Raw genomic sequence first — 11232 nt, 5'->3', positions numbered from 1 at the left:
AGCGCCAGGGCCGGCCGGCCTATCTCGAGGCCGTCACCGCCGATGACGGGTCGGGCGAGACCGAGAAGACCGGGCGGGGCGCCCCCAACGAGATCGAGATGGACGGCGCCGTGTTCGATCAGGGCTCCTTCGGCGAAGCCGGCGGCGACCTCTACGAGCAGGCCGTCCAGGTGGTGCTGCGCGACAAGAAGGCCTCCACCAGCTACATCCAGCGCCGCCTGCAGATCGGCTACAACCGCGCCGCCTCGCTCATGGAGAAGATGGAGATCGAGGGCATCGTCGGCCCGGCCAACCACGCCGGCAAGCGCGAGATCCTGGTCGAGACCGAAGGCCAGGGCATGTGAGGCGAGCCCGGCGGGCATCGCTCACGACCCATGCCGGACCGCCTGTCCGCGGGTGAGCGCAGAGCCCGCGAGGTCCCCGCCAGCTCACCCGGCGCTGAAGCGGTACACCGTCGTGGATTCGAAGCAGGCGCCCGGGCGCAGCACCGTCGAGGGAAATTCCGGCCGGTTCGGCGCGTCCGGGAAGCCTTGCGTCTCGAAGCAGACCGCGTCGCCCGAGCGGTAGAGGCGGCCTGTGGGCCCCGTCAGCGTGCCGTCGAGGTTGTTGCCGGTGTAGAGCTGCAGGCCGGGCTGCGTGGTCGAGACCTCCATCAGCCGGCCGCTTCCGGGCTCCTGCGCGGTGGCGACGGGGCGAAGCGGGCTCACCCCGCCCCGGAGCACGAAGTTGTGGTCGTAGCCCTTGGCGAAGGCGAGCTGCGGCACGCCCTCGCGGATGCGCGCGCCGAGGGCCGTGGGCGTGCGGAAATCGAAGGGCGTGCCGGCCACCGGCGCGATCGCGCCGGTCGGCACCTGGCCGCGATCGGTCGGCGTGAAGGCGTCCGCCGCGATCCCCACCACGTGGCCGAGCACGTCGCCCGCACCTTCGCCCGCGAGGTTGAAGTAGCTGTGGTTCGTCAGGTTGAGGACGGTCGGCCGGTCGGTCCAGGCGGCGTAGTCGATCCGCAGAGCGTCCTCGGTGAGGCTGTAGGTGACGGTGACGTCGAGGTTGCCGGGAAACCCCGCGGCGCCGTCGGGACTGCGGTGATGCAGGAGGAGACGGGCCTCCTCGGCGGCCTCCACGCGCCAGAGTTGCTTGTCGATCCCGTCCGGACCGCCGTGCAGAGTGTTCGGACCGTCATTGGCGGGCAGGCGGTACGTCTGGCCGTCGAGGTCGAAGCGGGCGCCCGCGATCCGGTTGGCGTAGCGCCCCGTGATCGCCCCGAAATGCGGGCTGCGCGCCTCGTAATCGCCGAGCTCCGCGAAGCCCAGAACCACGTTGGCGAGCCGGCCCGACCGGTCGGGCACGTCGAGGCGGCTGACGATGCCGCCGTAATCGAGGACCTGCAGGCGCAGAGAGCCCCGCGCCAGGGTGTAGCGGGTCACGATGCGCCCATCCTTCAAGCGGCCGAACGTCTCGCGCGCCATCCTCGCCTCCGCTCCCGGACCCTCCGGCCAAACTAGGGGCGGGCCGGGGATCCGGTCAGGGGACCGCCGGTCACGACTCGGTGGGCGTGAGGAGGGACGGCCCGGCGGCGTCCGAGAGCTGGAACCGGTGCAGGCGCGCGTAGGCGCCGCCCGCCCCGTAGAGCGCGTCGTGCGTGCCGGTCTCGGCCACGCGGCCTGCCTCCATGACGACGATCAGCCCGGCGTCGCGCACGGTGGAGAGGCGGTGGGCGATCACCAGGGTGGTGCGGCCCCGCATCAGCCGCTCGAGGGCCGCCTGCACGATGTGCTCGGACTCGGAATCGAGGGCGCTCGTCGCCTCGTCGAGGAGGAGGATCGGTGCGTCCTTCAGGAAGGCGCGGGCCAGCGACACGCGCTGGCGCTCGCCCCCCGAGAGCCGCCCCCCGGCCGGCCCGACCCGGAACCGATAGCCCTCCGGCAGGCGGCCGATGAAGCCGTGCGCGGCGGCGGCCTCGGCGGCGGCCTCGATCTCGGCCTGGCTCGCGCCGGGGCGGCCGAAGCCGATATTGGCCGCGACGGTGTCGTCGAACAGCACGACCTCCTGCGACACCACCGCGACCGCCGCGCGCAGCGACCCCATCGTCACGTCGCGCACGTCCTGTCCGTCGATCGTGACGCGCCCCCCCGTGACGTCGTAGAGGCGCGGCACCAGGTTGAGGAGCGAGGACTTGCCCGAGCCCGAGCGGCCGACGAGGGCCGTCGTGCTCCCGGCCGGAACCACGAGGTCGATCCCCTCCAGGGCCGGGGCGTCCGCGCGATAGCGGAAGCGCACGTCCTCGAAGCGGATCTCGCCGGGCCCGGCGCGCAACGGGCGCGCGCCCGGCTTCTCGCGGATGCGGGGTGCCTCGTCCATCAGGGCGAAGTAGCGGTGGAGGGCCGCCGCCGCCTCCTGCAGGATGGCGTTGAGGGTTCCGAGCGCCCGGGCGGGCTGCGCCGCGAGGAGGAGGGCGGCGACGTAGCCGGTGAAATCGCCGACGGTGCGCTCCCCCGACATCACCCGCTGGCCGACGAGCATCAGCACCGCGGCGACCGCGAGACCGCCGCCGATCTCCAGCAGCGGGTCGAGGCGCCCGCGCGCGTTGGCGGCCTTCATCTTGAGGCGGCGCACCTCGTCGAGGGCCTCGGCGGCGCGGCCCTTGAGGTAGCCCTCCAGCGCGTAGGTCTTGGCGATGCGGGCACCGGCGAGGCTCTCGGAGATCAGGCTCGCGGTGGCGCCCATCTGCTCCTGGGTCGTGGTCGAGACCCGCCGGAGCTTCTTGCCGACCCGCCCGATCGGACCGGCCACGAACGGCACCGTGACGGCGGCCACGAGGGTGAGGACGGGGTCCATCCAGATCAGCGCCGCGACGAGGCCGATCAGCATCGCCACGTCGCGCAGGAGCACCGTCGAGATCCGGGTCAGCGCCTCCTTGATGAAGGCGAAATCCGTTGTGAAGCGCTGCGTGAAGGCGGCCGGGCTCTCGCGGCCGAGTTGCGCGAGGTCGGACTCGATCAGGTGCCCGTAGAGCGCGGCCTGCATGTCGGCCTCGACCCGGGTGACGACCCGGTTCGTCAGCACCGTCTGGCCGAACAGGGCGAAGCCCCGGACCGACGTCACCGCGATGACGATCAGCGGCCCGTAGGCCAGAGCGCTGGTGTCCTTGCTGTCGAAGGCGTCGAAGGCGGCCTTGATCAGGGCCGGGTAGAGCCCGGTCGCCGCGCCGACGATCGCGATCAGCACCAGCACGACCGCGAGGGTCCCCCGGTGCGGCGAGAGCCAGTCCCCCCACAGGCGGCGGAGGAGCGGGAGAGTGTCGCCCTTGGGGAGGCGCGCCATGCTGACGTCCGATCGTTCGCGCGAGGAGGCGCCACCCCGCGCGACGTTCGGAGCGACGGTGAGGCCGGTGTTTGCAGCTCTCACCGCCGCGGATCAAGCCGCTTCGCGCCTAGCGGTCGTCCCCGCCCGGGTGCCGGTGGCCGTGGCCGAAACGCCCGTGCATCGGCCGGGAGAGCATCAGGGCGCGCCGCTTCTGGTCCGCGTCGAGGGTTGCGTAGAGAGGCTGGGAGGCGTCGGCGAGCTTGCGCAGGGCCTCGCCGCGGGCGACCGTCGCGTCCGCCATGGCCCGCAGGGCCGCCGGCGCATCGTCGGCCATGCGGCCGCGCTCGCGCCGCGCCGCGCGCTGCTCGCGCCGGAGCTTGGAGAAGTCGCGGATGGCGCCCTCCACCGGCGGCCACAGCTTCTCCTGGTCGGCATTGAGCTTGAGCCCGGCATGGAGCGCGGCGATCCGCGCATCCGCGAAGGCGGCCCGATCCTCGGGCGAGAGATTGCTCCAGCGGCCCATCGGGCCGCGCTCGCGGAAGGGTTCGCCCCCGTCCCGCGAGGCGGCGGCCCCGACGAAGCCGAGGCCGGCGATACCGGCCAGCAGGGTCGCGGAAATCACTGATCTGCGCATCGAACGCTCCGTCATCATGGCTCAGGCGCCGGTGGGCCCGGGCGCCACGATCGAGAATGCGGGAGCCCGCATGGCGGCGCGCTGACGCCCGCATGACAGCTTGTCCATCTTCCGGAAACGATCCGGACACACTGGGCCTGCGGGAGCGTCGCGGCTTGGCAATGCAACAATGTTACATTAAGCGGGCGGCTGGTTCGAGCGGCGAGGTCGGGATGCGGGGACGGGGTCTGGCGATGGGGCGGTGGCTGGTGTTCGGGCTCGCCCTGGTGGCGCTCGCCGGGTCGGCGCGGGCGGGCGAACCGGTGCGGGCGGTCGCGACCTTCTCGATCCTGGCGGACCTCGTGCGCGCGGTCGGCGGCGCGCATGTCGCGGTGTCGAGCCTCGTGGGCCCCGATGCCGACGCGCACGGCTACAGCCCGGCCCCCGGGGACAGCCGCACCCTGGCGCGGGCCGATGTCGTGGTGCTCAACGGCCTCGGCTTCGAGGGCTGGATCGAGCGGCTGGTGAAGGCCTCGGGCGCCAGGGCGGCCCTCGTGGTCGCCGCGAAGGGGATCATCACCATCCCCGGGCGGCACGCGCATGCGCACGACCACGCCCCGGGGCAGACGGGCGACGCCGACCACGCGCCCGACCCGCATGCCTGGCAGAGCATCCCGAACGTGAAGATCTACGTCGCCAATATCCGCGACGGGCTCGCCAAGGCGGACCCGGCCCACGCGGCGGATTACGCGGCCAACGCGGCCGCCTATCTCGGCCGCCTCGATACCCTCGACGCGGAGATCCGGGAGGCCATCGCGGCGATCCCGCCCGAGCATCGCCGGGTCATCACCACCCACGACGCCTTCGGGTATTTCAGCGCGGCCTACGGCCTCAGCTTCATCGCCCCCCAGGGCGTCTCCACCGACAGCGAGGCGAGCCCGCGCGACGTCGCCCAGATCATCCGCCAGATCCGCCGCGACAAGGTGCCGGCGGTGTTCCTGGAGACCATCGCGGATCCGCGCCTGATGGAGCAGATCGCCCGCGAGAGCGGTGCGACGATCGGCGGCAAGGTCTACTCGGACGCCCTCTCGGGGCCCACCGGCCCGGCGCCGACCTATCTCGACATGATGCGGGCGAACCTGCGGGCGTTCCGCGCGGCGCTCGGGCCGGCATGAGCCACCGGATGTCCGGTCACCGACGCGCCGCGCGCGTCCGATCGCGCCCCGGCCGTCCTGTCTCCCGGCCTGACCCCGGCGTCGCGTCGTCGAACCGGACCGGTCTATCCCCCGGTCATCGGCGGGAAGAAGGCGATCTCGCTCGCCCCCGCGATGGCGGTGTCGGGCTTGGCGTGGACCCGGTCGATCGCCGCGCGGACGACGCCGGCATTCTCGAAGGCGTAGGCGTATTCCTCGCCCCGGCCCCGCAGCCAGCCGATCAGGTCGGCGACGGTCGTGACGCCGGTGGGCGGCGTCACCGTCTCCTCGGCCCTGCCGACGCGCTCGCGCACCCAGGCGAAATAGACGAGCTTCATCCTCTGCAACCCCCTCGGATCAGCGCGGGTCGTCGATGACGTGCTTGATCCCGGCTCTCATGTAGTCCCAGCCGGTCCAGAGCGTCAGGGCTGCGGCGATCCAGAGCAGGCCGAGGCCGATCTCGACGGTCCCGGGCAGGATGATCTCGCCGGCCGGCCCCGCCACCAGGAAGCCGATCGCCACCAGTTGCACCGTGGTCTTCCACTTGGCGATCCGGCTGACCGGCACGCTCACCTTCAGCTCGGCGAGGTACTCGCGCAGCCCCGAGACCAGAACCTCGCGGCAGAGGATCACGATCGCCGCCCACAGGTTGAGTCCGGTGATCGTCGCGTCGGCCGCCAGCATCAGCAGGCAGGCCGCCACCAGGAGCTTGTCGGCGATCGGGTCGAGCATGCGCCCGAGGGCCGAGGATTGCGCGTAGGTCCGGGCGACGTAGCCGTCGAGGTAGTCGGTGATGGCGGCGAGCGCGAAGATCGCGAGGGCGGCGGCGCGCGCGCCGACCTCGTCCGGCCAGAACAGCAGCCCGGCCAGGACCGGGACGGCGACCAGGCGGCCGTAGGTGAGACAGTTCGCGAGCGTCCAAGCCTGCGACCGACGTCGGGGGAGGACGGCGTTCATCGGCGCGGTGAAATCACGGGCCGGAGACAGCGTCAACCGCTCGGCCGCCTCCGGCGACGGTTCAAGCGCCGGCATGGAAGAAATCATAAACGGCCCGCGCGGTCGCGGCGTTGACGCCCGGCGCCTTGGCGAGATCCTCCAGGGCCGCGCGCTGGATGGCCTTCACGGTGCCGAAATGGTGCAGGAGCGCCCGTTTGCGGGTCGGTCCGATGCCGGCGATCTCGTCGAGGGGGTTCTTGACCATCTCGCGCTTGCGCCGGGCCCGGTGGCTGCCGATGGCGAAGCGGTGGGCCTCGTCGCGCAGGCGCTGCACGAAGTAGAGGGTCGGGTCGCGCGGCGGCAGCTTGAAGGGCGGGCGCCCCAGCACGAAGAAGGTTTCGCGCCCGGCATCCCGGTCGCGGCCCTTGGCGATGCCGAGGAGGGGCACGTCGGTGACGCCGATCTCCTCCAGGGCGAGGCGCGCCGCGTCGAGCTGGCCCTTGCCGCCGTCGATCAGGACGAGGTCGGGCCAGGCCGGGAAGGCGTCGGAATCGGCCGGCGGCTCCGGCACGGGCTCGGGCGGGCCGCCCTCCAGCGCGGCCGCCGCGGCCTCCCTGGCGGTGCGCGGCGCCTCCTTGACGAGGCGCCTGAAGCGGCGCTGCAGCACCTCGCGCATCATCCCGTAATCGTCGCCCGGGGTCAGCTCCTCGGACTTGATGTTGAAGGTGCGGTAATGCGTCTTCAGGAAGCCGGTCGGGCCGGCCACGATCATGCCGCCCACCGCGTTCGTGCCCATGATGTGGGAGTTGTCGTAGACCTCGATCCGGCGCGGGCTCTTCTCCAGCCCGAAGGCCTGCCCCAGCGCGGCGAGAAGCTTGCCCTGCGAGGCGGTGTCGGCCAGGCGCCGGGCCAGCGCCTCCTTGGCGTTGCGCCGGGCGTAGTCGACGAGGTTCTTGCGCTCGCCCCGCTGGGGCAGGTGGATCTCGACCCGGTGCTCGGTGCGGCTCGACAGGGCCGCGGCGACGAGTTCGGCATCCTCCACCGGGTGGCTCGTCAGCACGATCCGGGGGGCCGGCTTGTCGTCGTAGAACTGGCCGATGAAGGAGCCCAGCACCTCGTCGGGCGTCATCGAGCGGTCGGCCTTGGGGAAGTAGGCCCGGTTGCCCCAGTTCTGGAAGTTGCGGAAGAAGAACACCTCGATGCAGAACTGCCCCGCCTGCTCGTCGAGGGCGAAGACGTCGGCCTCCTCCACCCCTTGGGTGTTGACGCCCTGCGCGCCCTGGATCGCCGAGAGGGCGGCGATGCGGTCGCGGAAGCGCGCGGCGCGCTCGAATTCGAGGGCCTCGGAGGCCTCCTGCATCTCGGCGCGCATCCGGTCCTTCACGGCGTTCGACTTGCCGGCCAGGAAGGCGTTGGCCGAATCCGCCAGCGCCCGGTACTCCGCGAGGGGGATCTCGCCGGTGCAGGGGCCGGAGCAGCGCTTGATCTGGTAGAGCAGGCAGGGCCGGGTGCGGTTCTCGTAGTAGCTGTCGGTGCAGGTGCGCAGCAGGAAGGCGCGCTGGAGCGCGTTCACCGTGCGGTTCACCGCCCAGACGCTGGCGAAGGGCCCGTAATACTGGCCGTTGCGGCGGCGCGCGCCCCGGTGCTTGACGATCTGCGGCGCTTCCGAATCCGCCGTCACCAGGATGTAGGGGAAGGACTTGTCGTCCCGCATCAGCACGTTGAAGCGGGGCTTCAGCTGCTTGATGAGGTTCGCCTCGAGGAGCAGCGCCTCGGTCTCGGTGGCGGTGGTGACGAACTCCATCGCCGCCGTCTGCGAGATCATCCGGGCGATGCGGTTCGAGTGGGCCTGCCCCCGGGCGTAGGAGCCGACCCGCGCCTTCAGGTTCTTGGCCTTGCCGACGTAGAGCACGTCGCCCTTGTCGTCGAACATCCGGTAGACGCCCGGCGAGGTCGGCAGGGTCGTCCAGAACCGGCGGATGATCTCGGTCCCGGCCGTGACGGCGCCGGGCTCGAAGTCGAAATCGATCTCCGGGGCCTCGTCGAGGGGGGCCGCGTCGGAAAAATCCTCCGGGCCCTCGCCGTCGTCGAACGCGTCGGGGGGAACGTCTGTCTGCGTCCTGCGGCTCATCCGCGATGATTTAAGGCCGCCCGATTCGCGAGGGAAGGGGCCGGGCGCCCGGTAGGCCCCCCCGGGCCCGATTTCGGGCAGCCGGGCCCGATTCCGGGCCGCAGGGCTCAGTCGAACAGGGCGTCGATGTCGGTCTGGTCGACGTGGCCGATATCGTCCTCGAGCTTGGGACCGTTGAGGAGCGAGGATTCGTCGTCGATGTCCGGGCCGCTCTCCTGCAGGCTCGCGAAGTCGCGGAAGCTGTCGAGGCCGCTCCAGGCCTCGATCACCCGGTCGAGATGGTCCTCGACGAATTTCAGGACGCTCACGATCTTGCTGATGCGCTGGCCCGTCAGGTCCTGGAAGTTGCAGGCCTCGTAGGCGACGATGACGCGCTCCAGGATCGCGTCGACGTTGTCCTGGCCGGCCTTGCCGAGCGAGGCCCGCAGCATGTTGGCGTTGGTCTCGATATCCTCGATGGCGGTGAGGAGCGAGGTGGTGGCGCGCTCGGTCGAGCCCACCACCGCGTCGAGCTCGTCGGCGGCCCGGCGCATGCCCTTGCCGGTGTGCTCCGAGCGGTGAAGGGCCGCGATCTCCTGCTTGGTGCGGGTGATCGCCTCCTTCATGAGGTCGAGCTCGCCGCGCATCGAGAAAGCCTCGTTCAGCTCCCGACGGCAGGCGTCGATGGTCTCGCTCGCGCTCGCCTGCGTCAGGCGCTGCAGGGTCTGGATGGCCGCCAGGATCTCGTCGAGGCGCGCCGACTGCGCCGCCGCCATGGCGGCGGATGGGCCAGCCTCCGCAGCCGCCTGGGGCGCGAGTCCGAGACTGTCTTCGATGCGGTAGCGCTTGATGGTCATCGTGTCGGATCGGCCCGCAGGAGTGGTCCATCCGAAAATGCCGCAGAGTGGTTGCCAGTTGTTGAATGACACCGCCTCGGCCTGAAACTTTTACGGCTCATTGACGATGCGAGCGGGCGGATTCGGCTCGTCCGGGGCTGCGTGAAGGATTCACCACGTTTTTTCATCCGATTCTCGTGGTCACGGCCGATCGTCGGGCACGGCCGGGGGGTCTTCCGGCGGAACCTGCGAGAAGGATCCCGGGGATGCGTGTGGGGTTGTGCGTGGCGGCGGCACTCGCCGTGTCGGCCTGGGCGGGGCCGGGTTGCGGGGCGGCACTGGCGCAGGCCCGCGCGGGCTACCCGCAACCGGGGACGGCGGGACAATATGGCGGCGGCTTCATCGAGTACCTGATCACCGGGGGCGGACAGCCGCGGGCTCTGCGGCCGAACCCGGTCGGCGCGGGCGGGTCCCTGCCGGGCCACCCCGCCGCCTACGGCTATGGCGGGCCGGGCACGCGGCGCCTGCAATCGGGGGACCCGCTGCCGGATGACGGCCAAAGCCACGGCCCATCCTATGGCCAATCCTATTCTCAGGCCTCGCTCCAGGGCTCTGCGCCCGTGCGGCTCGCGGCCCTGCCGCAGGCCCCGGAGCCGGCCGGGGATGTCGCCCGGATCGCCCGCGCCATCGATCCCCAGTTCCTGCGCCAGGTGGTGCCCTACACCGGCGCGCAGCGGCCGGGCACGATCGTCATCGACACGCCCTCGCGCCATCTCTACCTGGTGCAGCCGGGCGGACAGGCGATCCGCTACGGCATCGGCGTCGGTCGCCCGGGCTTCGCCTGGTCGGGCCTGAAGACGGTGAGCCAGAAGAAGGAATGGCCGGACTGGACGCCGCCGCCCGAGATGCTGAAGCGGCGCCCGGACCTGCCGCGCCACATGGAGGGCGGGCCGCAGAACCCCCTCGGCGCGCGCGCCCTCTATCTCGGCTCCTCGCTCTACCGCATCCACGGCACCAACGAGCCGCACACGATCGGCCAGTCGGTCTCGTCGGGCTGCATCCGGATGATGAACGAGGACGTGATCGACCTCTACGAGCGCGCCCCGGTGGGCACCCGGGTCGAGGTGCTCTGAGCCGCGACGCCGCCGGACGGGCGTGAGGCGACGAAACCCATGAAAAAAGCCCGGCGCCTCTCGGCACCGGGCTTCCCGCGTCTCGGCGCAGGGTCTCGGCGGCGGGTCTCAGGCCCAGTCGTCGTCCCCGCCGGAGCCGAGATCGCCGTCGAAATCACCGCCGGAATCGTTGTCGAAGGACGCTTCCTGCGCCCCGTCGAGCGGCGCGCCGAAATCCTGGGTTCCGCCGCCGAAATCCGCGCCGCCGCCGCCGAGCCCGGCCGCCGCCGCGCTGCCGAGCTGCGAGTGGCCGCCCGCGAAGGCGTTCGAGAGGGCGCTGCCGAGGAGCATGCCGCCCGCCGCACCCGCCGCCATCGGCAGGGCCGTGGCCAGGAAGCCGCCGCCGCGCGCCGGCGCCTGCGGCTGGCCGCTCCAGGGGCCACCCTGCTGCGGGCCGCCGTAGCCGCCCTGCTGCGGATAGCCCTGCTGCTGGGGATACCCCTGCGGTCCGCCCTGGTTGCCCCAGGGCTGGCCGCCCGGCCGCTGCTGCGGCGGGTATTGCGGCTCCTGCCGGCCGCCGCCGCCGAAGATGCTCGACAGGAAGCCGCCGCCGCCCTGCGGCTGGGCCTGCTGGCTCCGGCGGGTCTGCTCGAGCTGCTCGTTCAGGCTCTTGATCGCCTCTTCCTGCACGTAGATGAGCTGCGCCATGGCGTAGGGCGCGTAGGGCTGAGCCCGGATCCTCTCGGCGATGAAGCGCTCGGCATCCGCGTCGCGGGGCTGGCTCGAAGCCTGCTCCAGCCGCTGGAAGATGCCGGCAATGACGTCGCGTTCTTCGCTGTTCATGGAGTCGTCCTCCTACAGGCTTGCCGGCGGCGCACAGCGCCCCGGGCGGGCGCAGTCGAGATGGGGAGGGCGCGGAGGTTTTGTCAGGGGGGCGGGCGAAACTTCGCCGTGCTTATCGGCGCGGAGACGCCACTGCAGCCCCGGAAACGCGAGGAGCCCGGCCTTTCGGCCGGGCTCCCGCTCGCGGTGGATCGGATCGCGTCGATCGCGATCGGACGTGCGGTTCGGCCTAGTAGGAGCCGAACTTGTAGTTCAGGCCGGCGCGGACGACGGCGAACTCGGTGTC

The 11232-nt window shown here is 71.8% G+C and carries 11 protein-coding genes; 3 read left to right on the top strand and 8 right to left on the bottom strand.

Annotated features, from left to right (window positions below):
* The coding region (locus tag F6X51_RS27005; protein ID WP_281407663.1) for a DNA translocase FtsK at window positions 1-344 on the top strand (344 nt) is incomplete at its 5' end.
* An 84-nt stretch (window positions 345-428) separates the two neighbouring features.
* On the opposite strand, the gene F6X51_RS27000 is transcribed toward F6X51_RS27005, so the two are convergent.
* The 3 genes from F6X51_RS27000 to F6X51_RS26990 form a co-directional block, all read right to left on the bottom strand.
* Window positions 429-1466: an aldose epimerase family protein gene (locus F6X51_RS27000; RefSeq protein ID WP_150967078.1), complete on the bottom strand. Its 1038-nt coding sequence runs from the start codon at window positions 1464-1466 to the stop codon at window positions 429-431.
* Window positions 1467-1536: 70 nt separating this feature from the next.
* The gene (locus F6X51_RS26995) at window positions 1537-3321 is read right to left on the bottom strand and encodes an ABC transporter ATP-binding protein (RefSeq protein ID WP_150967076.1); all 1785 of its coding nucleotides are present in this window, start codon (window positions 3319-3321) and stop codon (window positions 1537-1539) included.
* A gap of 109 nt (window positions 3322-3430) precedes the next feature.
* Complete coding sequence (locus F6X51_RS26990) at window positions 3431-3937, bottom strand: Spy/CpxP family protein refolding chaperone (protein ID WP_150967073.1); 507 nt, start codon at window positions 3935-3937, stop codon at window positions 3431-3433.
* 212 nt (window positions 3938-4149) lie between these two features.
* On the opposite strand from F6X51_RS26990, the gene F6X51_RS26985 reads away from it, so the two are divergent.
* Window positions 4150-5091 (top strand): metal ABC transporter substrate-binding protein, encoded by a 942-nt coding sequence (locus F6X51_RS26985; RefSeq protein WP_407658691.1) that lies wholly within the window; start codon window positions 4150-4152, stop codon window positions 5089-5091.
* A 104-nt stretch (window positions 5092-5195) separates the two neighbouring features.
* Here F6X51_RS26985 and moaD read toward each other — a convergent pair whose 3' ends face one another.
* The 4 genes from moaD to F6X51_RS26965 form a co-directional block, all read right to left on the bottom strand.
* A complete protein-coding gene (moaD, locus tag F6X51_RS26980) occupies window positions 5196-5447 on the bottom strand; it encodes a molybdopterin converting factor subunit 1 (protein ID WP_150967071.1) in 252 nt (83 codons plus the stop codon).
* Window positions 5448-5466: 19 nt separating this feature from the next.
* Window positions 5467-6066, bottom strand: a complete 600-nt coding sequence (gene pgsA, locus F6X51_RS26975) for a CDP-diacylglycerol--glycerol-3-phosphate 3-phosphatidyltransferase (RefSeq protein WP_191970300.1) — start codon at window positions 6064-6066, stop codon at window positions 5467-5469.
* A 61-nt stretch (window positions 6067-6127) separates the two neighbouring features.
* Entirely contained in the window at window positions 6128-8176 is a 2049-nt protein-coding gene (uvrC, locus tag F6X51_RS26970) for an excinuclease ABC subunit UvrC (protein ID WP_150967066.1), read from the bottom strand.
* Window positions 8177-8283: 107 nt separating this feature from the next.
* Window positions 8284-9012, bottom strand: coding sequence for a chemotaxis protein (locus F6X51_RS26965; protein WP_150967064.1), 729 nt, complete (start codon window positions 9010-9012; stop codon window positions 8284-8286).
* Between the two features lie 245 nt (window positions 9013-9257).
* Here F6X51_RS26965 and F6X51_RS26960 point away from each other — a divergent pair, with 245 nt between their 5' ends.
* The gene (locus F6X51_RS26960) at window positions 9258-10124 is read left to right on the top strand and encodes a L,D-transpeptidase (RefSeq protein WP_150967062.1); all 867 of its coding nucleotides are present in this window, start codon (window positions 9258-9260) and stop codon (window positions 10122-10124) included.
* Window positions 10125-10232: 108 nt separating this feature from the next.
* On the opposite strand, the gene F6X51_RS26955 is transcribed toward F6X51_RS26960, so the two are convergent.
* Window positions 10233-10946 (bottom strand): DUF2076 domain-containing protein, encoded by a 714-nt coding sequence (locus F6X51_RS26955; protein WP_150967059.1) that lies wholly within the window; start codon window positions 10944-10946, stop codon window positions 10233-10235.
* Between the last annotated feature and the right edge of the window lie 286 nt (window positions 10947-11232).

It is taken from the genome of Methylobacterium planeticum, assembly GCF_008806345.1.
GTDB lineage: Bacteria > Pseudomonadota > Alphaproteobacteria > Rhizobiales > Beijerinckiaceae > Methylobacterium > Methylobacterium planeticum.
Note: the sequence above shows the minus strand (reverse complement) of the source record. Positions and strands in the feature narration are given on the sequence as shown.

Bases quoted from the DNA above. Each gene is read 5' to 3' on its own strand.
- F6X51_RS27000 (WP_150967078.1), bottom strand. From the start codon at position 1,466: ATGGCGCGCGAGACGTTCGGCCGCTTGAAGGATGGGCGCATCGTGACC.
- F6X51_RS26995 (WP_150967076.1), bottom strand. From the start codon at position 3,321: ATGGCGCGCCTCCCCAAGGGCGACACTCTCCCGCTCCTCCGCCGCCTG.
- F6X51_RS26990 (WP_150967073.1), bottom strand. From the start codon at position 3,937: ATGCGCAGATCAGTGATTTCCGCGACCCTGCTGGCCGGTATCGCCGGC.
- F6X51_RS26985 (WP_407658691.1), top strand. From the start codon at position 4,150: ATGCGGGGACGGGGTCTGGCGATGGGGCGGTGGCTGGTGTTCGGGCTC.
- moaD (WP_150967071.1), bottom strand. From the start codon at position 5,447: ATGAAGCTCGTCTATTTCGCCTGGGTGCGCGAGCGCGTCGGCAGGGCC.
- pgsA (WP_191970300.1), bottom strand. From the start codon at position 6,066: ATGAACGCCGTCCTCCCCCGACGTCGGTCGCAGGCTTGGACGCTCGCG.
- uvrC (WP_150967066.1), bottom strand. From the start codon at position 8,176: ATGAGCCGCAGGACGCAGACAGACGTTCCCCCCGACGCGTTCGACGAC.
- F6X51_RS26965 (WP_150967064.1), bottom strand. From the start codon at position 9,012: ATGACCATCAAGCGCTACCGCATCGAAGACAGTCTCGGACTCGCGCCC.
- F6X51_RS26960 (WP_150967062.1), top strand. From the start codon at position 9,258: ATGCGTGTGGGGTTGTGCGTGGCGGCGGCACTCGCCGTGTCGGCCTGG.
- F6X51_RS26955 (WP_150967059.1), bottom strand. From the start codon at position 10,946: ATGAACAGCGAAGAACGCGACGTCATTGCCGGCATCTTCCAGCGGCTG.